We start from the raw sequence: 18,899 nt of genomic DNA, 5'->3' as shown, positions 1-18,899 counted from the left end.
AACTCACATGACCACCCAAGCCTTCATCTGCGACGCCGTCCGCACCCCCTTCGGCCGCTACGGCGGTTCGCTCAGCAGCGTGCGCACCGACGACCTCGGCGCCGTGCCGCTGCGCGCCCTCATCGAGCGCAACAAGAACGTCGACTGGCAGGCCGTGAGCGACGTGCTCTACGGCTGCGCCAACCAGGCCGGCGAAGACAACCGCAACGTCGCACGCATGTCGGCGCTGCTCGCGGGCCTGCCGATCGAAGTGGGCGGCGGCACCATCAACCGCCTGTGCGGTTCGGGCCTCGATGCACTGGGCACCGCTGCGCGCGCCATTCGCGCCGGTGAAGCCGGCCTGATGATCGCCGGCGGCGTCGAGAGCATGAGCCGCGCCCCCTTCGTCATGCCCAAGGCCGAGAGCGCCTTCAGCCGCAACAACGCGGTGTACGACACCACCATCGGCTGGCGCTTCGTCAACAAGCTCATGAAGGCGCAGTACGGCGTCGACTCGATGCCCGAGACGGCCGAGAACGTGGCCACCGACTACAAGATCGAGCGCGAGGCGCAAGACCTGATGGCGCTCAACTCGCAGCTGCGCGCCGTCGCGTCGCAGAAGTCCGGCTTCTTCGACGCCGAGATCGTGCCCGTGAGCGTGTCGCAGAAGAAGGGCGACGCCCTCATCGTCAACAAGGACGAGCATCCGCGTGACACCACGCTGGAGGCGCTGGCCAAGCTCAAGCCCATCGTGCGTCCCGACGGCACCGTCACCGCCGGCAATGCCAGCGGCGTGAACGACGGCGCCTGCGCGCTGCTGCTGGCCGACGAAGCCAGCGCCGCCAAGCACGGCCTCACGCCGCGCGCCCGCGTGGTCGGCATGGCCACGGCCGGCGTCGCGCCGCGCATCATGGGCATCGGCCCGGCGCCCGCCACGCAGAAGGTGCTGGCGCTCACCGGCCTCACGCTCGACCAGATCGACGTCATCGAACTCAACGAAGCCTTCGCGGCGCAAGGCCTCGCCGTGCTGCGCCTCTTGGGCCTGAAGGACGACGACGCGCGCGTGAACATCAACGGCGGCGCCATCGCCCTGGGCCACCCGCTCGGCGCCAGCGGCGCACGCCTGGCCACCACCGCGGTGAACCAGCTGCACAAGGGCGGCGGCCGCTACGCGCTGTGCACGATGTGCATCGGCGTGGGGCAGGGCATTGCCGTGATCCTGGAACGCGTCTGATGGCGCTCGCCCGACGCGAGCTGCTGCTGGGTCTGCTGGCAGCAGCAGGCCTGCCGGCGCACGCGCAGCAGAGCGATGCCAAGCCGATCCGCATCGTCGTGCCCTTCGCGGCCGGCGGCGGCAACGACGTGTTCGCACGCCAGATGGCCAAGGGCCTGGGCGAGGTGCGCAAGTCGGGCGTCATCGTCGACAACAAGCCCGGCGCGGGCGGCAACCTCGGCACCGAGCAGGTGGTGCGCAGCACGCCCGACGGCAGCACGCTGCTGCTGGGCCACACGGGCACCGTGTCGATCAACCCGGCGCTGTACAAGGGCCTGAAGTTCGACGCGCGCAAGGACCTGCTACCCGTGGCCATGTTCGCGTCGTCCGCGCTCGTGCTCGTGGTGCCTGCCGCTTCGAAGGTGCGCAGCGTGGCCGACCTCGTCAAGGAGGCCAAGGTGCGCCCGGGCCTGCTCGACTACGCCTCGAGCGGCAGCGGCACGGGTGGCCACCTCACGGGCGAGCTCTTCGCGCAGCGCACCGGCACGAAGATCAATCACATTCCCTACAAGGGCACCAACCCCGCGCTCACCGACCTCGCGGGCGGCCAGGTGCAGATGATGTTCAGCGTCATCCCGCCCGCGCTCGCGCTGGTCAAGGGCGGGCGGCTGCGCGCCATTGCCGTCACGGGCGCCAAACGCCTGCCGTCGCTGCCCGACGTGCCCACCGTGGCCGAGTCGGGCCTGCGCGAACTCGCGGGCTTCGAGAGCACGCTCACCTACGGCATCCTCGCGCCGCGCGGCACGCCCGATGCGTTCGTGAAGACGCTGTCGGCGCAGATGCTGCAGGTGGCGGGCGGCGCCGAGTTCCAGTCGCGCCTGGACGTGGAAGGCGCCGTGCCGCTGCTCGGCGGGCCGGCCGAGTACGCCGCGCTCATCGCGAAGGAAAGCGCGCTGTGGGCCGGCATCGTCAAGGCCTCGGGCGCGTCGGTCGACTGAGCGGCGACGCATCGCTTCCCACCCATCAACGATTCATCAAACCGGAGACTTCCCTCATGTCCTTCTTCCGTTCGTCGCTTTCGCGCCGCGCCATCGCAGCGGCCGTGCTGGCCCTGACCGCCGGCGGCCTGCTGCCCCTGACCGCCTCGGCACAGCAACAACCTGCGGCCTTCCCGACCAAGCCCGTGCGCATCATCACGCCGTTCCCGGTCGGTGGTGGTCCGGACGGCGTGGCCCGCCTCGTGGCCGACAAGCTCTCGCGCGCCTGGGGCCAGCCGGTGGTGGTCGAGAACCGCCCGGGCGGCAACGGCTTCATCGCCATCGACGCCTTCAAGCGCGGTGCCAAGGACGGCCACGACATCATCGTGCTCGACAACGTGCACCTGGCCGCGTACCCGGCGCTGTTCAAGAAGCTGCCCTACGACGCATCGAAGGACTTCGACGCACTGCTGCCGCTGTTCAAGACCTATTTCTTCTTCACCGTGGCGACCAACAGCAAGTACAAGACCGTGGGCGACCTCATCGCCGACGCCAAGGCCAACCCCGGCAAGCTCGACTACGGCTCGTGGTCGGTCGGCAACCCGGTGCACCTGGGCTCGGAGCTGTTCGAGTCGGCCACCGGCACGCAGATGGAGCACGTGATCTACAAGGAGACCACGCAGCTGTACACCTCGGTCGCCACCGGCGAGCTGGCCTTTGCGCTGGGCAGCAGCGCCACCGCCGGCCCGCTGCAGCGCGCCAACAAGCTGCGCTTCCTGGCGGCTGCCGCGCCCCAGCGCGTGGCCGCCTTCCCCGACGTGCCCACCGTGAGCGAATCGGGCGGCCCCAAGGGCTTCGAGGTCATCGGCTGGAACGCCATCGCCGTGCCGAAGGGCCTGCCCGCTTCGGTGACCGACAAGATCAAGCGCGACATCGAGAAGGGCCTGGCCGAACCCGACGTGCTGGAGAAGTTCAAGAGCTTTGGCTACGAGCCGTTCCCCACCACGCGCCCGCAGTTCGACCAGTTCGTGGCGACCGAAACGAAGCGCTTCACCGACGTGATCCGCAAGGCGAACGTGTCGCTGGACTGACAGCGCGCGCCCAGGGCGCATCCGCAACGAACAAGGCACCCGCGAGGGTGCCTTTTCTTTTGGGCGCCGCGCCCAGGGCGAGAGATTGTGCTGTCCAAAAGTCACATGTTACGTATGGATACGCGACAGGGTAGACCGTCTACCGAAGGGCCTGACAGAGGCGGAGTGGCCCCGCATGGGGCGGTCGCTCCCGTTTCAGGGTAGCCCCTTGCAGGGATACGCGTAACCGGCACCCGTTCTTACATTTTTGACTTGCAAATCCGAAATCGTCGCCGTGGGGAGGAGCAAGCCATTGCTGCTGCACACGGAGGTCCACCTGCCCAGTCAGTGAACGAAGAGGGAGTTGAGTCATGAACAAGATCTTCCGAACCCTGTGGAGTCCCACCGCCGGCACCTGGGTGGCCGCGCCGGAAATCGCGCGCGGCCACGCGCGATCGTGCAGCGGGGGCGGCGTGCGCGCGGTGGCGGCAACGGCGGCGCTGTGGGTCTGCGTCGTGCCGGTGCTCGCGGCCGGCGGTGCGGGTGGCCAGCCGGTCGGTGACGCGTCGCTGAACGCGGGCACGGGCGGCAGCGACGGCACGGGCGGGAGCGGCGGGCTCAACGACACCACGGTCAACGCCTTCGGCGGCGCGGGCGGATCGTCCACGCCAGGCGGCGTCACGGCGGGGGCCAACGCCAGCATCGGCGGCTTCGGCGGTGCCACGCCGGGCACCGGCGGCGCGGCCGGCACCACCAGCACGCCCACCGGCCCCGGGGCGTTCCAGGGCGACGCCGGTGGCGCGGGCCAGGCGCAGACCGGTGACGCGGCCAACGGCAACGGCTATGGCGGGGGCGGCGGCGGTGGCTTCCAGGGCATGTCGATCGCCAACAACGTGGCCAATTCGTCCGACAGCTACACCGGCGGCATCGGTGGCGCGGGCGGCAACGGGTACTGGGCAGCGGGCGGCGGCGGCGCGGGCGGCTACGGTTCGATCCTCAGCGGCCCGCTCGGCAGCTACACGGCCACGGGATCTTCCACGGGCGGCGCCGGCGGCAAGGGCGGCGACGCCTTCTCGCAGGGCGGTGGCGGCGGCAGCGGAGGCGGCGGGTTCTACCTGAACGCGACCAACCCGGGGCTCAGCTTCACCAACACCGGTCCCCTCACGGGCGGGGCGGGCGGTGCCGGCGGGGCCGAACTGGCGCCCGCCCGTTCCAACGCCTCGGGCGGCGGCGGCGGCGCAGGGGGCATCGGCGCGACGTTGGCGGGTGTTGCCGTCACCGTCAACAACTCCGGCGCGATCACGGGCGGTGCCGGGGGCGCGGGCGGCGCGGCCGGCGGCGGTGCGGGCGGCACCGGTTCACCGGGCGGCGGCGGCGACGGCGGGGCGGGCCTCGCGTCGACCGGCGCGGGCGCAACCGTCACCAACACCGGCACCATCGCCGGTGGGGCGGGCGGCGCTGGCGGGGCCAACAGCAACGGCGGACCGAGCGGTGCCAACGGGGTGGGCGGCGTCGGGGTGACGGGCGCGAACCTCGCGCTGACCAACGGCGGAACCATCTCGGGCGGCCTGGGCGGCGACGGCGTCACGCGCGCTGCGGCGGTCGCATTCACGGGCGGCACCAACAGCCTCACGCTGAACACCGGCTCGTCGATGACGGGCGCGATTTCGATCGGTGCGGGCGCCACCGCCAGCGTCGTCGCGGGCGCCGGCGGCCTCAGCGTCAGCAACGCCCTGCTGCTGGGCGGCACGGGCACCATCGACACCAACGGGAACGCCCTGACGTGGACCGGCGCGATCTCCGGCGCCAGCGATCTCGTGAAGATCGGCGCGGGCGTGCTGACGCTCAGCGGTGCCGACACCCACTCGGGCGCCACCAACGTCGCGGCGGGCACCCTGCGTGCGGGCGCGGCCAACGTGCTCAGCAGCGCGAGCCCCTTCACGGTGGCCACCGGCGCGACGCTCGACCTGGCGGGCAACAGCCAGACCCTCGCGTCGATGGCCCACAGCGGCACGGTCTCGCTGGTGGGCGCGGTGCCGGGCACCACGCTCACCGTCAACGGTCCCTGGGTGGGCAACGGCGGCACGCTGCGACTGGGGACCGCGCTGGGCGGCAGCGCCAGCGCGAGCGACCGGCTCATCCTGAGCGGCGCCACTGCCGTCGCCAGCGGCACGACGAATGTGCAGATCACCAACCTGGGCGGCCTGGGCGCGCTCACCACCGGCAACGGCATCGAGGTGATCAGCGCCCTCAACGGCGCGACCACCACCGCGCAGACCACCAAGAGCGCGTTCGTGCTGGCCGGCACGCACGTGGATGCGGGCGCCTACGAGTACCGGCTGCATGCGGCCGATGCCGCCGGCGCGGGCGAGAACTGGTACCTGCGCTCGACCGCTGCGCCCGTGACACCCGTGACGCCTGTCCCGCCCGGCACGCCGCCTGCCGGCGGTGGCGGCTCGGGCACTGGCGGCACCGGCGTCGTGCCCGTGCTCGCCGTGCCCACCTACCGCGCCGAAGTGCCGCTGTACGCCGCGCTGCCCGAGCAGCTGCGCCAGTCCAGCCTCGCGATGCTCGGCAACAGGCGCCTGCGCATGGGTGAGGACCTTGTAGCGGGCGCAAACCCGGCCAAGCCCACGCAGGGCTACCGCGAGGCGTGGGGGCGCATCATCAGCACCGAGCGCACCATCGCGCAGGGCGGCACCGTGAGCCCCACGAGCAAGGGGCGCCTCACGGGCTTCCAGGCCGGCACCGACCTGTGGGCCAACCCCGACTGGCACGCGGGCGTGTACGTCGGCCAGCTCGACGGCGACATGCGCGTGAACGGCTTTGCCAGCGGCCTGGCGAACCTCGGCGTGGGCACCAACAACCAGAAGAGCGAGTACCTGGGCGCCTATGCCACCTGGAAGCACGCCAGCGGCGTGTACGTCGACGGCGTGCTGCAGGCCGGGCGCCACCGCTACACCGCCAGACCCACGCTGGGCTTCTCCCGGGGCGGCAAGGGCAACAGCCTGCTGGCGTCCATCGAGGTGGGGCAGTCGATTCCCATCGCGCAGAACTGGACCGTCGAGCCGCAGGTGCAATTGGTGCACCAGCGGGTGAGCCTGGGCGACACGGGCATCTCCGGCGCGCTGGTGCAGCAGAACAGCCACAACGGCTGGCGGGCACGCGCCGGCGTGCGCGTGAAGGGCGAGTTCGTCACCAGCGCCGGGGTGCTGCAGCCTTATGTGCGGGTCAATTTCCATCGCAGCAGCCGCGGCACCGACGTCACCCGCTTCGTCGGCCCGGCCGGCTTCACCGACATCGCGACGCGCACCGGCGGCAGCAGCACCGAGCTGGCGGCGGGGGCCACGCTGCAGGTGGCCGAGAACACGAGCGTGTATGTGGAGCTGGGCAAGCTGTGGTCGGGCTCCGGCGGCGACTCGCGCATCAAGAGCGGGGTGAACGCGAGCGTCGGCGTGAAGATGCGCTGGTGATCTCGTGAAGGGGCGCGCAAGGGCGGCGTCTACGCATGCCGCCGCGCGGCGGTGTGGAGCGTGTGCACGCGGGCCTCGCCGGGTTGCGCAGGCGAAGGTCGCCCCCAACCTTGCGGCAGTTCATGCAGCACGGCGTTCGCATCGAGCGAGCGGATCGCGACCGAGGTGTCGGCCGGAATCCGCCCCTGCGCCACCATCGCCTCGTAGCGCAGCGCGCACACCCGCAGGAACGACGCGAAGTTGCCGACCTCGCCGCGCGCCGCCACCAGCTCGTCGTACAGCCGCTCGATGAGCTGCACCACGGCCATGCCGTCGCGCTGCGCGATCTCTTCGAGCACCTGCCAGAACAGGTTCTCGAGCCGGATGCTGGTGACCACGCCGTGCAGGCGCACCGAGCGCGTGCGCGCGTCGTAGCTTTGCGGATCGGCGCTGATGAAGACTTCGCACATGGGCCATCTCCTCGAGAGGCGGAATGAATCGGGGCGACGCGGCACTGTAGCGCCGCCCGCGTCCATCCGTTCAGGTCAGTGTTCGATGCGGGTGCCGAGCACCACCAGGAACTGCGACAGCCACGCCGGATGCGCCGGCCAGGCCGGTGCCGTGACGAGGTTGCGGTCGGTCACGGCCTGGTCGACCGGAATGCCCATGTACTCGGCGCCGGCCAGTTCCACCTCGACCTGGCAGGCCGGGTAGGCCGACACCTTGCGGCCCTTGATGAGGCCCGTGGCCGCGAGCAGCTGTGCGCCGTGGCAGACGGCGGCCACCGGCTTGTCGGTGGCCAGGAAGTGGCGCGCGATCTCGACCACGCGGCTGTGCATGCGCAGGTACTCGGGCGCGCGGCCGCCGGGGATCACGAGCGCGTCGTAGGTCTCGGGGCGCACCTCGTCGAAGGTTGCGTTCAGCGTGAAGCGGTGGCCCGGCTTCTCGCTGTAGGTCTGCGCGCCCTCGAAGTCGTGGATGGCGGTGTGCACCCAGTCGCCGGCCTTCTTGTCGGGCGCCACCGCATGCACGGTGTGGCCGACGGCCAGCAGGGTCTGGAACGGCACCATGGTTTCGTAGTCTTCGGCGTAGTCGCCGCAGAGCATCAGGATCTTGCGAGCCATCGGGTTTGTCTCCTTCGGATGAGGTGGGGCGAAACCGGCCGGCGCAGGGTGCGCGCCGGCCGTCGCCGCATTATTCGAAGGGGGCGGGTGCAGCGGGTAGCAGCGGGCTGTGATGCCGCTGCGGTCGCTATTTGACCGAGCCCGCGGTCAAGCCTTGCACCATGTAGCGCTGCATCCACGCGAACAGGATGGCGACCGGGACCACGGCGCAGATGGCGGCGGCCATCACCAACTCCCACTGCACCACGTACTGGCCCGCGACCATGTTGGTGACGAGCACGGTCAGCGTCTGCTTTTCCGTGGAGCGGATCAGCGTGTAGACCACGGCGAACTCGTTCCAGGCATTGACGAAGGTGACCAGCGCCGTGACCGCCATGGCCGGCAAGGCCAGCGGCAGGAACACCTTGCAGACCGTGCGCACCGGGCCCGAGCCTTCAAGCCAGGCCGACTCCTCCAAGTCGCGCGGAATGGTCTCGAAGTACGAGGTCATCATCCAGACGGCAAAGGCAATGCCGAAGGCGCCATAGGCCACCACCACGGACAGGCGCGAGTCGGTCATGTTGCCGCCCTCGAACCAGGGCAGGCTGGCCGCCATCTTGAACAGGCCCACCACCAGCAGCACGGGCGAGATCATCTGGGTGATGAGCAGGAACTGCCGGTAGCCGCCCTGGCCGCGAAACTTCAGGCGCGCCAGCGCGTAGGCGGAAGGCACGCTGACGGCAATCGTCAGCACGGTCGCAGAGAGCGACACCAGCAGGCTGTTCAGCAGCGCGCGCCCGAAGCCGGTCTGCGTCCACATGGCGGAGAAGTTGCTCCACTGCCACTGCTGCGGCAACCAGCGCGCCGGATAGACGTAGATCTCGGACGCCGGCTTGAGCGCCGTGAAGAACATCACCGCGAGCGGAAAGACGACCACGGCCACCAGCGGCGCGAGCAGCAGCCAGCACCAGAGGCTGCGCACGAGTTTGTCGGGGCGGATCATGCGGCGGCCTTCGCGGACTGGCGCTTTTGCAGGCGCAGGTAGAACACGGTGAAGGCCAGCAGCAAGGCCAGCATCACGAGCGAAATGGCGGCTGCCTCGCCGGGGCGGCCCATACGAAAGCCCAGCTGGTACAGCCAGGTGACGAGGATGTGCGTGGCGTTGTCCGGCCCGCCCTGCGTCATGATCCAGATGATGGGGAACGAGTTGAAGACGTAGATCACGTTCAGCACGATCGCCATGTGGATGAAGGGCTTGAGCAGTGGCAGCGTGAGCCGGCGAAACTGCTGCCAGCGCGACGCGCCTTCGATGCCGGCCGCTTCGTAGATGTCCTGCGACACCGACGACAGGCCACCAAGAAAGATGGTGACGGTGAAGGGGATGGACACCAGGATGCCCACGCCCACCTCGACCCAGAAAGCGAGCTGTCCGTCGGCCAGCCAGTTGATCGGCTCCTGGATGATCCCGACCATCGCGAGGCTCGCATTGACCATGCCGTACTGGCCGTTGAACGACCAGGTCCAGACGATGGCCGTCATCGTCAGCGACACCGCCCAGGGCAGCATCACGATCGTGCGCGCAACGCCCCGGCCATAGAAATCCTGCTGCAGGATGAGCGCGATCGGCACAGCGCACAGCACCGCGCCGCCGACCACGCACACCGTCCACTGCACCGTGCGCCACACCACATGGGCGAACACCGGATCGGTGAACACGGTGCGAAAGTTGTCCAGGCCGTTGAAGGCCCGCAGCAGGCCGAAGCGCGAGATGTCGTGCACCGACTGGAACACCAGGGTGGACAGCGGGTAGGCCAGGATGAAGAGGGTGAGCAACAGGCTCGGCGCAATCAGCCCCCAAGCCAGGGCAGGGCCTCGAACGGGATTCTGCATAGGGCAATTCGATCGGATAGGCGTGGTTGGGCGTGGTGCGACACGCGAAAAGCTGGCGCAGCCCCAGGGCTGCGCCCCGAGGCTTACTTACTTCTTGTTGAGCTTGGTGTTGGCCTCGGCCGCGGCCTTGTCCAGCGCCGCCTTCGGTTCCGCCTTGCCCTGGTAGATGGCCTGCAGTGCGTTGGTGACGGCCTGCGCCGAGTCTTCCCAGCCGGCGACCAGCGGGGCGAAGCGCGCGTTGGGCAGCAGGGTCACGAACTCGGAGAGCACCGGGTCGTCCTTGAACACGGGGTCGTTGGCCACCTCGCGCGTCACCGGCATGAAGCCTTCGCCTTGGTCGAACTTCAGCCGCGCGGTTTTCGAGAACATGAAGCTCAGGAATTTCTGGGCGGTTTCCTTGTTCTTCGAGGTCTTGAACATCATGATCGAGTCGGTCACGCCGAAGGTGATGTCCTTGCCGCCATTGGGCACGCCGGTGATGCCGTATTTCAGTTGCGGCGCGTCCTTGGCGATTTCCTTGGCCAGCGGCGGCAGCGAAATGACCATGCCCAGGCGCCCCTGCTTGAACAGGTTGTGCAGGTCGTAGCGCGTGTTGCCGGCCACGCCGGGCTCGGTCAGGCCCTGGTCGATCATGCTCTTGTAGAGCGTGGCGGCTTTCACGCCGGTCGGCGAATTGAAGGCGGCCTTGTTGCCCGCATCGAGCACGTCGCCGCCCATGCTCCACAGCGCGTAGTAGAAATAAGTGTCGGTATCCAGGTCCTTGCCCTGGATGCCATAGCCGTAGGCCCCCGTGGCCTTGATCTTTTTCGCGGCGGCAATCACGTCGTCCCAGGTCTTGGGGCCATTGGGAAAGCCCGCCTTGCTCAGCATGTCCTTGTTATAGAACATCGCGCGCACGCTGGCTGCAATAGGCAATGCATAAGGCTTTCCATTGATATTGCCGGCTTTCAGGAAGGCCGGAATGAATTGGTCCTTGAACGCCGCATTGGCGTAATTGTCGACCGGCTCCACCAGACCGTCGTTCACGAAATCGCCGACCCAGCGGGTCGCGACGTGGGCCAGGTCGGGCGGGTTGTTGCTGGCGATTTCCGCCTGCAGTTTCTGCTGCATGTTCTCCCAGCTTCCCACCTCGACCTTGACCTTGTCTCCCGGGTTGGCCTTTTCGTAGTCCCGGGCCAGCGCCTCCAGCCAGGGGCGCGTGTTGTCGCTGTAGCTGGACATGGCGATGCGGATATTTCCCGCCTGGGCCGTGAGGGAGGAAAGGCCCAGAAGAATCGCGCCTGCCAATAGAGTTGTATTTCGTTTTTTCATATTTAATTCCTCGTGAAGTGATTGAAAATTAATTGAATACACGTCGGGATCTGCTGCGATCAATGCTTGCGCTTTTTTATCTTACGAGTCGGCCGAATGGCGCCATAGATAGAGCTAACCCTCGATTTCTAAAAAACAGAACCCTGCCTGCGAAATATTGAAGGCCAAATTCCCGTGACGTCCTGTACGCTTCAAAATTCGAGCTCGAATTGCGCGCGGTAATTCATTGCCGCCCGGTCGGGAGAGGTATTGGCAATTCACAGGGCGCATTGCGTGGACACATCAATTTCGACTCCGTCTTCGGTTCATCCCCACGCGCCGTCCCGGCGCGTGACGCTGGTCACGGGCGCCGCGGGCGGCATCGGCCAGGCCCTGTGCCGCCGCGTGCTGCAGGCGGGCGACCGGCTGATCGCGCTGGACCACGACGCGGGCGCGCTGGAAGGCCTGGCGGCCGTGTTGGCCGGGCAGGGCGTGAGTGCCGACGATCTGGCGCGGCTGCATCCTTTGGTGGCGGACGTCACCGACTGCGCAGGCCTGTGCGAGAAGGTGGCCACGGCCGTTGCAGCGGTCGGGCCGGTGGATGTGCTGGTGTCGAACGTGGGCGCCGCGCGCGGGCCGACGGTGCGCAAGACCACGCCGCAGGACTGGCAGGCCGACATCCAGCTCAACCTGAATGGCGCGTTCCATTGCGTGGAGGCGGTGCGCCACGCCATGGTCGAGCGCCGCAGCGGGCAGCTGGTGCTCATCGGCTCGGTCAACGCGCTGACCACGCTCGGTCACCCGGCCTACAGCGCGGCCAAGGCGGCTCTCGTCAGCTACACCCGCTCGCTTGCCATGGAGCTGGGCGCCTATGGCATCCGCGCCAACATCGTGCTGCCGGGCACCGTCAAGACGCCCGCCTGGCAGGCGCGCGCCGACAAGAACCCGCAGGTGTTCGAGCAGCTGAAGAAGTGGTACCCGCTGGGCGACTTCGCGACACCCGACGACGTGGCCGATGCCGTGCTCTTCCTCGCGTCGCCCGCCGCGCGCGTCATCACGGGCGTGGCGTTGCCGGTGGACGCGGGCCTCATGGCGGGCATCCTGCCGATGGCCCGCGAGATCACCGTCGAAGACTACTGAGCCAGCGACTCACTTCCACAAAGACAAGGAGACCCCATGGCTCAGGTTCAACTCAAGCAACTGCGTAAGGATTTCGCCGGCGTGCCCGTCGTGCACGGCATCGACCTGGACATTGCCCACGGCGAGTTCGTCGTGCTCGTCGGCCCCTCGGGCTGCGGCAAGTCGACGCTGCTGCGCATGATCGCGGGGCTGGAGCCCATCAGCGGCGGTGAGCTGCGCATCGGCGGTGCGCGCGCCAACGACCTGTCGCCGCAAAAGCGCAACATCTCGATGGTGTTCCAGAGCTATGCGCTCTACCCGCACCTGTCGGTCTACGAGAACATCGCCTTCGGCCCGCGCACGCGCGGCGAGGCTGAAAGCGACTTCCGCCCGCGCATCGAAAAAGCCGCCAGCCTGCTCAACCTCACGCCCTACCTGGACCGCCTGCCGCGCGCGCTCTCGGGCGGACAGCGCCAGCGCGTCGCCATGGGCCGCGCCGTGGTGCGCGAGCCCGCGCTGTTCCTCTTCGACGAGCCGCTGTCCAACCTGGATGCGCAGTTGCGCGTGCAGATGCGCGCCGAGATCAAGGCCCTGCACCAGCGCCTGGGCAACACCATGGTCTACGTCACGCACGACCAAGTGGAAGCCATGACCATGGCCGATCGCATCGTCGTGATGCGCGCGGGCCGGGTGGAGCAGGTCGGTGCGCCGCTCGAGCTCTACGACCGCCCGGTCAACCGCTTCGTGGCGGGCTTCATCGGTTCACCTGCGATGAACTTCACGCAGGGACAGGTGCATCGCGCACACGGCCGCACCTGGCTCGCGCTGCCCGACGGGCAGGCCTGGGACCTGCCCACGTCCGGGTGCACGCCCCTGCTGGCCGATGGACAGCACGTGCTGCTGGGGCTGCGGCCCGAGCACCTGCAGTTGGCCCCCGAGGGCCTGGCGCTGCGCGTGATCCTCACGGAGTCGACGGGCGACAAGACGCAGATCTACGGCACCGTGGCGGGCAGCGAGACGCCCTGGTGCGTGTCCGTGCACGACCGCGTGGCCCTCAAGCCCGGCGACCTCGTGCGCCTGCAGGTCCGCGAGGCCGCGTCGACCCATTGCTTCGACGCGAAGACCGAGCGCCATGTGGGTGTCGCGGCCCCCGCGCCGGCCGGGTACAGGCCGTCCACGTCCAGCGTGGAGGCGCGTGCCGGCGGCAGTGAAGGCCAGCGCCATGCCGCGTCGATCGCGTATTCGTACGGCTAGGCCATGCGCAACCACTGCATGTCCGAAGTCGAAACGGGCAACTGCATCGGCGGGCGCTGGTCGACCCCCGTCGACACCCTGCCGGTGATCAACCCGGCCAACGGCGACACCCTCGCCACCGTGCCCCGTTCGGGCCGCGAGACGGCGGACGAGGCGGTGGCCGCCGCCAAGGCCGCGGCCAAGGCGTGGGCCACCACGCCCGTGTTCGAGCGCGCCGCGATGTGCATGGCGATCGCGGCCGAGATCGATGCCGCGCGCGAGGCCCTCGCGCACACGCTGTCGTGCGAGCAGGGCAAGGTCCTGGCCGAGGCGCTCGGCGAAGCCGCCAAGGCCGCTGATGGCTTCCGGCTCGCCGCCGAACTCGTCAAGCAGATGGGCGGCAAGACGCTGCCGGCGGAAGACCCGGGCAAGCTCGTCATGACCCTGCGGCAGCCGCGCGGCGTGTATGGCGTCATCACGCCCTGGAACTTCCCGGTCAACATTCCGGTGGAGTACCTCGCCCCTGGCATCGCCACCGGCAACACCCTCGTCTGGGTGCCTGCGCCGTCCACCGCGCTCGTGGCCTGCGCGCTGATGGCAGTCATCGAAAAGGCCGGCCTGCCCGCCGGCGTCGTCAACCTGGTGATCGGTGAGGGCGCGACCGTGGGCGATGCGGTGGTCGTGCACCCGGACGTGACCGCCATCGCCTTCACCGGCAGCACCGCGACGGGCCAGCGCATCGCCGAGCGAGGCGCCGGAAAGCCCCTGCTGCTCGAACTCGGCGGCAATGGCCCCCTGATCGTTTTCGAGGATGCCGACCTCGATGCGGCAGCCGCTGCAGCGGCAGGCGGTGCGTTCTTCAATGCCGGGCAGGTGTGCGCGGCGACCGGGTGCGTGCTGGCCCATGCCAGCGTGATCGACCGCCTCTGCGACAAGCTGGTCGCCCGGGCCGCCGAGCAGGTGCTGGGCAACCCCTTGCATCCCGCGACGACCATGGGGCCGCTCAACAACGCCCAGGTGGCGGCCAAGGTGCGCGCGCATGTGGACGATGCCATCGCGCAGGGTGCGCGCGTGCTGCACGGCGGTCGGGCGCGGCCGGACCTGGGCAGCGACCTCTTCTTCGAGCCCACCGTGGTGCGCGACGTCACGCCCGCCATGCGGCTGTGCCGCGAAGAAACCTTCGGCCCCGTCGTGCCGGTCATCGCCTTCCAGGACGAAGCGCAGGCCCTGGCGTTGGCCCTGCAGAACGACTACGGCCTCTCGGTGGGCGTCTTCACGCAAGACATCGGCCGCGGCATCGCCCTGGCCAAGGCGATCCCCGCCGGCATCGTCAACATCAACGCGGGCACCACCTGGTGGGAAATCCACCTGCCCTTTGGCGGTGGCTGCGGCAAGAAAAGCGGCATCGGCCGGCTGGGCGGCATGCTCACACTGGAGGCGATGACCGAGATCAAGATGATCACGGTCACGCTGCCGGGTTGAGCCCTTCGATGCCGACGATCCCGCGCGCGGGGACTACTCCGGCTTTCCCCTGGCGGGCGTGCGAGCGGTGGTGGCGCGCCCCGGCTTCACGGGCCGCTGCCACCCCTGCATGTAGGCGATCAGCGACTGCGACAGGTGATTGGCCGCGAGCGACAGCCGCCGGGAATAGCTCGCGACCAGCGTGGCGCGCGCCGAGCGCAGCGACGCATCGGTGAGCGGAATGGCCACCACCTTGCCGGCCTCGATCAGCGGCGCGACCACGTCGCTCGGCTGGAAGGTGATGAGGTCCGACTCCGCGACCAGTCGGCTCGCGAAGGACAGCGAATTCGTCTCGACCGCGATGTTCAGCTTGAACTTGCCTTTGGAGCTGACGCGGTCGACCAGCTGGCGCAGACCGAAGGAGCGGTCGGGCAACGCCAGCGGCGCGTCGGCGACTTCCGCGAGCGTGCAGCTGCGCTGTTGTGCCAGGGGATGCTGCGTCGAAGCGATCACGCACAGCGGCTGCTCGATCTTCTGCAGCTCGATGAGGTCGGGGCGCGGCGAGGCGCCGAACAGGATGCCCAGGTCGTACTTGTGCTCCGCCACCGACTCGCCCACCGCATGCGAGCCCATGAGATCGAGCGAGAAGGTGATGCCTGGGTGTGTGCGGATGAAGCTCGGCATGAAGCTGGTGAGCAGGCCGTGCAGGATGCCTTCCACGCAGCCCACCCGCACGTGGCCCTTGGCCAGCGTCTCGTACTCGTGGATCTGGCCCTTCAGGTCGGCCAGCTGCGTCTTGTTGTCCTGCGCATAGCGCAGCAGCAGTTCGCCGGCCGCGGTCAGTGCCATGCCCCGTGCATGGCGTTCGAAGACGGGCACGCCCAGTTCGTCTTCCAGCAGCGCGATCTGCCGGCTCACGGCGCTCTGGGCGACGAAGAGCTTTTCCGCCGCCACGCGCACGGAGCCAAAGGCCGCGACCTCGTAGAAGTACCGAAGGGTGGTGGATTCGATCATGCGTGCACTCTACGGGATGGCAGGGAAGGGGCGCGGCGACGCTCAGTTCGCGGCGCGTGCCTGCCGTGTCAGCATGCGCCCTGCGCGCGCGAGCACGCGCGCCTCGCTCGCACCGCGGTACGCGAGCACGCCGTTCACGAACACGCGTTCGATCCCTTCGCTTACGCCCAGCGGCTGGTCGTAGGTCGCGGTGTCGGTGATGGTCTCGGGGTCGAACACCACCACGTCGGCCATCGTGCCGACGCGCAGCAGGCCGCGATCGGCGATGCGCAGGTTGCGCGCCGTCATGCCCGTCATCTTGTGCACCGCCTGCTCCAGCGTGAAGAGCTTGCGCTGGCGCCAGTAGCGTGCGAACACGCGCGGGAACGCGCCCCACAGCCGCGGGTGCGGATGGCGGTCGTGCGGCAGGCCGTCGCTGCCGATCATGGTGCGCGGATGCGCGATGACTCTTTCGACGTCTTCTTCCTGCATCAGGAAATAGCACGCACCGCCGGGCTTCAGGCGCAGGCTGGCCTCCTGCTCCGTCGTGCCCCATTCGCGTGCGATGTCGGCGATGAGGCGCCCGGTCATCTCCGGGTGGGGCTCGGACCAGGTCAGCAGCACGTCGATGACGCCGTCCACCATGTCCTCGCGCAGCACGGTGGAGCCGGCCACGTAGGGATACACGTCCATCGAGATCTCCTGGCGCTGCGACAGGGCATCGATCAGCGGCAGCGTCTCTTTCGTGCGGCCCCAGTTGGCGGGGCTTGCGCATTTGTGGTGCGAGATGATCAAGGGCACGCCGGCCTCGAACGCCGAGTCGCCGGCCTCGTGCATCGCCTCGATGATCTGCTGCATCTCGCTGCGCAGATGCGTGGCGTACACGCCGCCGTGCCGCGCCACGACGCGCGCGAGCGCGGTGACTTCCTCGGCCGGCGCGGCAAAGGCTTCTTCGTAGAACAGACCCGACGACAGGCCGTGCGCGCCTGCGGCCATGCAGTCGTCGAGCAGCGCGGCCATGTGTGCCAGTTCATCGCCGTTCGCCGGGCGGTCGAGCGCCTGCATCGCCGCGAAGCGCAGCGTGGTGTGCCCCACGAGCGCGGCCACGTTGAGTGCAGGCTGAACCGCATCGACCGCGGCGCGGTACTCGGCCATGGTTGCGTGCTTGAACGAGTCCGCGCCTAACAGCGTGAGCGGCGGCTTCGATTGCGGCGTGCGGTACGGCGCGAGCGAGATGCCGCAGTTGCCCGTGACCACGGAGGTGATGCCCTGCGACACCTTGGGCAGGCACAGCGGGTCGCGCAGCACGATGGCGTCGTCATGCGTGTGGGCGTCGATGAAGCCGGGCGCGATCACCTTGCCGCGGCAGTCGACCACGTCGACGTCGGCGATGTTCAACCCTGCAGGCAGCCGCGTGCGCAGGCCGTCGCCCAACGCGAGGATGCGGTCGCCCTGCAGCAGCACGTCGCCGGGCCACGAGGGGCCGCCCGAGCCGTCGACCACGAGGCCGCCTTCGAGCAGCGTCGCGCTGTTCTTCTGTGTGTTCATTGGGGGGAGGCGTCGTCTTGCTCAGAAATGGATCACGACCGCATCGCTCACGCGGTAGTCGTTCTCGACCACGGGCATCCAGTGCCACTTGTCGAAGGTGGTGCAGGGGTGCGAGATGCCCAGGCCCACGCGGTCGCCGACGACCGGGGCGTGCGCTTCGTCATTCGCGTCCCAGCGCAGGTAGGCGTGCTGGTCGTTCAGTGCCGTGACCTTCCAGCTGGTGGGCACAGCGTGCGGCTGCAAGGCACCGCGGGCTGCGTGCGCAATGGGAATGGGCATCGACATGTCGAAAGAGATGTCGCGCTTGCCGACCGAGAGAATCGCCAGTCCCGGCTCGGGCCGCGACTGCACGTTGGCCCAGACCTCCATCGCCGGCGTCAGCCCTTCGCCGCACTCGCAACCCATGCGCTCATCCGCCACATTCACCATGCGCTTGTAGAAGCCATGGTCGTGCGTGACGTAGCAGCCCGAGCGCAGCAGGCCGCGCACCGGCGAGCCCAGTGCGGGCTTCAGGCGCCCGGCCACGAGATCGAAGATGGCCGACCCGCCGGCCGAGACCAGCACCTCGTCGGTCTCGAAGAGCTGCTGCGTGTCGCAGTGGCGGGCCACGGCTTCGATCCGGTCCATCAGGGCCTTGGCGAAGGCGGTGTCCTGCTCGGTGGACCCGGTGGCATTCAGGCCTTCATAGCTCTCGATGCCCACCAGCTTCGCGGCGCTGCTGGCACGCACTGCACTGGCCACGGCGACCGCTTCCGCATGCGTGCGGCAACCGGTACGCCCGCCGTCGATGCCAATCTCGAGCATGACCTCGAAGGGCACGCTCGCAGGATTGCGCTTCGACCAGTCTTCGATGAGCGCCAGCTGCGCGATCGAGTCGACCAGGAACACCACACGCAGGTCGGCATGGTCGGCCAGCAGCAGCTGGATGCCCGCGAGGTCTTCGTCGCTCACGACCTGGTTGGCGATCAGCGTGCGGCGCGCGCCGGCAGCCACGCCCACGGCCAGCTGCGTGACGGTGGCAAAGGTCAGGCCCCAGGCGCCGGCGTCCAGCTGGCGCTGGAACAGCTGCGGCGACATGGTGGTCTTGCCGTGCGGCGCCAGGTCGATGCCCCATTCGCGCACGCGCGCCTGCATCCACGCCAGGTTGTGTTCGAGCGCCTCGCGCTTGAGCACGGCCAGCGGCAGCGGCAGGTCGCCGGCCAGCACGTTCCAGCCGGCGGCGCCGACCTCGCTGCGCAGGCGCGGCGGCTGGGTGCGCGGGTAGCCCTTGAAGCGGTCGCTGAGCAGCGGGTCGATGAGGTCGTGGGAGGAGGGCAGGGTGTTCATTGGAGCTCTCGGTTCATGAGGGTTGTCGCATGGTCGTGGAACACCGCGGAACCGGCTTTGCCGGGCCGCTGGTGTTGCCCCCAGAAAGGGGGTTGGCGAAGCGACACGAAGTGCGCGAAGACTGGGGGTGAGTCATGGCGTTCGGATGCAGGCGCTGTAGTGTGCGGGGGAAATCTCCTCGAGCGGCGGCACCGTCTGCGCACAGGCCTCGATGGCATGCGGGCAGCGCGTGCGGAACACGCAGC

The 18,899-nt window shown here is 68.9% G+C and carries 15 protein-coding genes and 1 pseudogene; 7 read left to right on the top strand and 9 right to left on the bottom strand.

The features are described from left to right. Positions 1-7 precede the first annotated feature (7 nt). The 4 genes from pcaF (at position 8) to AC1RL8_RS24705 (ending at position 6,712) form a co-directional block, all read left to right on the top strand. Entirely contained in the window at positions 8-1,213 is a 1,206-nt protein-coding gene (gene pcaF / locus AC1RL8_RS24720) for a 3-oxoadipyl-CoA thiolase (RefSeq protein WP_492686570.1), read from the top strand. Next, the gene (locus tag AC1RL8_RS24715; RefSeq protein WP_492686571.1) at positions 1,213-2,190 is read left to right on the top strand and encodes a Bug family tripartite tricarboxylate transporter substrate binding protein; all 978 of its coding nucleotides are present in this window, start codon (positions 1,213-1,215) and stop codon (positions 2,188-2,190) included. Before pcaF ends, AC1RL8_RS24715 begins: the two co-directional genes overlap by 1 nt. Positions 2,191-2,246: 56 nt before the next feature. After that, a complete protein-coding gene (locus AC1RL8_RS24710) occupies positions 2,247-3,260 on the top strand; it encodes a Bug family tripartite tricarboxylate transporter substrate binding protein (RefSeq protein WP_095948087.1) in 1,014 nt (337 codons plus the stop codon). Between the two features lie 350 nt (positions 3,261-3,610). Further along, on the top strand, positions 3,611-6,712 hold the full coding sequence (locus tag AC1RL8_RS24705; RefSeq protein ID WP_492686572.1) for an autotransporter outer membrane beta-barrel domain-containing protein: 3,102 nt from the start codon (positions 3,611-3,613) through the stop codon (positions 6,710-6,712). A gap of 29 nt (positions 6,713-6,741) precedes the next feature. Here AC1RL8_RS24705 and AC1RL8_RS24700 read toward each other — a convergent pair whose 3' ends face one another. From AC1RL8_RS24700 to AC1RL8_RS24680, 5 genes are all read right to left on the bottom strand, one after another. After that, on the bottom strand, positions 6,742-7,161 hold the full coding sequence (locus AC1RL8_RS24700) for a ribbon-helix-helix domain-containing protein (protein ID WP_159272942.1): 420 nt from the start codon (positions 7,159-7,161) through the stop codon (positions 6,742-6,744). 75 nt (positions 7,162-7,236) lie between these two features. Continuing rightward, complete coding sequence (locus AC1RL8_RS24695; RefSeq protein ID WP_492686573.1) at positions 7,237-7,815, bottom strand: DJ-1/PfpI family protein; 579 nt, start codon at positions 7,813-7,815, stop codon at positions 7,237-7,239. 127 nt (positions 7,816-7,942) lie between these two features. After that, on the bottom strand, positions 7,943-8,797 hold the full coding sequence (locus AC1RL8_RS24690; protein ID WP_095948089.1) for a carbohydrate ABC transporter permease: 855 nt from the start codon (positions 8,795-8,797) through the stop codon (positions 7,943-7,945). Then, the gene (locus AC1RL8_RS24685) at positions 8,794-9,684 is read right to left on the bottom strand and encodes a carbohydrate ABC transporter permease (RefSeq protein ID WP_159279278.1); all 891 of its coding nucleotides are present in this window, start codon (positions 9,682-9,684) and stop codon (positions 8,794-8,796) included. Before AC1RL8_RS24685 ends, AC1RL8_RS24690 begins: the two co-directional genes overlap by 4 nt. Before the next feature lie 87 nt (positions 9,685-9,771). After that, a complete protein-coding gene (locus tag AC1RL8_RS24680) occupies positions 9,772-10,995 on the bottom strand; it encodes an ABC transporter substrate-binding protein (protein WP_492686574.1) in 1,224 nt (407 codons plus the stop codon). A 330-nt stretch (positions 10,996-11,325) separates the two neighbouring features. Between AC1RL8_RS24680 and AC1RL8_RS24675 the strand changes: the two genes are divergently transcribed. The 3 genes from AC1RL8_RS24675 to AC1RL8_RS24665 are packed head-to-tail and all read left to right on the top strand — an operon-like array spanning position 11,326 to position 14,808. Continuing rightward, complete coding sequence (locus tag AC1RL8_RS24675) at positions 11,326-12,114, top strand: SDR family oxidoreductase (protein ID WP_492686575.1); 789 nt, start codon at positions 11,326-11,328, stop codon at positions 12,112-12,114. A gap of 36 nt (positions 12,115-12,150) precedes the next feature. After that, positions 12,151-13,347, top strand: a complete 1,197-nt coding sequence (locus AC1RL8_RS24670) for an ABC transporter ATP-binding protein (protein WP_492686576.1) — start codon at positions 12,151-12,153, stop codon at positions 13,345-13,347. Between the two features lie 18 nt (positions 13,348-13,365). Further along, positions 13,366-14,808: an aldehyde dehydrogenase family protein gene (locus AC1RL8_RS24665; protein ID WP_492686577.1), complete on the top strand. Its 1,443-nt coding sequence runs from the start codon at positions 13,366-13,368 to the stop codon at positions 14,806-14,808. Between the two features lie 33 nt (positions 14,809-14,841). Here AC1RL8_RS24665 and AC1RL8_RS24660 read toward each other — a convergent pair whose 3' ends face one another. The 4 genes and pseudogenes from AC1RL8_RS24660 to AC1RL8_RS24645 form a co-directional block, all read right to left on the bottom strand. After that, the gene (locus AC1RL8_RS24660; RefSeq protein ID WP_492686578.1) at positions 14,842-15,801 is read right to left on the bottom strand and encodes a LysR family transcriptional regulator; all 960 of its coding nucleotides are present in this window, start codon (positions 15,799-15,801) and stop codon (positions 14,842-14,844) included. 42 nt (positions 15,802-15,843) lie between these two features. Then, a complete protein-coding gene (locus AC1RL8_RS24655; protein WP_492686579.1) occupies positions 15,844-17,328 on the bottom strand; it encodes an N-acyl-D-amino-acid deacylase family protein in 1,485 nt (494 codons plus the stop codon). A gap of 21 nt (positions 17,329-17,349) precedes the next feature. After that, positions 17,350-18,654 carry an alanine racemase gene (locus AC1RL8_RS24650; protein ID WP_492686580.1) on the bottom strand — a complete coding sequence of 435 codons (1,305 nt, stop codon included), beginning with the start codon at positions 18,652-18,654 and terminating at the stop codon, positions 17,350-17,352. 132 nt (positions 18,655-18,786) lie between these two features. After that, positions 18,787-18,899 (bottom strand): annotated as a pseudogene (locus AC1RL8_RS24645) (peptide ABC transporter ATP-binding protein); the annotation flags it as partial.

The organism is Variovorax sp. GW822-FHT04E09 (genome assembly GCF_058800845.1).
The sequence above is the reverse complement of the archived record's forward strand: the minus strand, read 5'-3'. Positions and strand labels throughout refer to the sequence as shown.

Bases quoted from the DNA above. Each gene is read 5' to 3' on its own strand.
- pcaF (WP_492686570.1), top strand. From the start codon at position 8: ATGACCACCCAAGCCTTCATCTGCGACGCCGTCCGCACCCCCTTCGGC.
- AC1RL8_RS24715 (WP_492686571.1), top strand. From the start codon at position 1,213: ATGGCGCTCGCCCGACGCGAGCTGCTGCTGGGTCTGCTGGCAGCAGCA.
- AC1RL8_RS24710 (WP_095948087.1), top strand. From the start codon at position 2,247: ATGTCCTTCTTCCGTTCGTCGCTTTCGCGCCGCGCCATCGCAGCGGCC.
- AC1RL8_RS24705 (WP_492686572.1), top strand. From the start codon at position 3,611: ATGAACAAGATCTTCCGAACCCTGTGGAGTCCCACCGCCGGCACCTGG.
- AC1RL8_RS24700 (WP_159272942.1), bottom strand. From the start codon at position 7,161: ATGTGCGAAGTCTTCATCAGCGCCGATCCGCAAAGCTACGACGCGCGC.
- AC1RL8_RS24695 (WP_492686573.1), bottom strand. From the start codon at position 7,815: ATGGCTCGCAAGATCCTGATGCTCTGCGGCGACTACGCCGAAGACTAC.
- AC1RL8_RS24690 (WP_095948089.1), bottom strand. From the start codon at position 8,797: ATGATCCGCCCCGACAAACTCGTGCGCAGCCTCTGGTGCTGGCTGCTG.
- AC1RL8_RS24685 (WP_159279278.1), bottom strand. From the start codon at position 9,684: ATGCAGAATCCCGTTCGAGGCCCTGCCCTGGCTTGGGGGCTGATTGCG.
- AC1RL8_RS24680 (WP_492686574.1), bottom strand. From the start codon at position 10,995: ATGAAAAAACGAAATACAACTCTATTGGCAGGCGCGATTCTTCTGGGC.
- AC1RL8_RS24670 (WP_492686576.1), top strand. From the start codon at position 12,151: ATGGCTCAGGTTCAACTCAAGCAACTGCGTAAGGATTTCGCCGGCGTG.
- AC1RL8_RS24665 (WP_492686577.1), top strand. From the start codon at position 13,366: ATGTCCGAAGTCGAAACGGGCAACTGCATCGGCGGGCGCTGGTCGACC.
- AC1RL8_RS24660 (WP_492686578.1), bottom strand. From the start codon at position 15,801: ATGATCGAATCCACCACCCTTCGGTACTTCTACGAGGTCGCGGCCTTT.
- AC1RL8_RS24655 (WP_492686579.1), bottom strand. From the start codon at position 17,328: ATGAACACACAGAAGAACAGCGCGACGCTGCTCGAAGGCGGCCTCGTG.
- AC1RL8_RS24650 (WP_492686580.1), bottom strand. From the start codon at position 18,654: ATGAACACCCTGCCCTCCTCCCACGACCTCATCGACCCGCTGCTCAGC.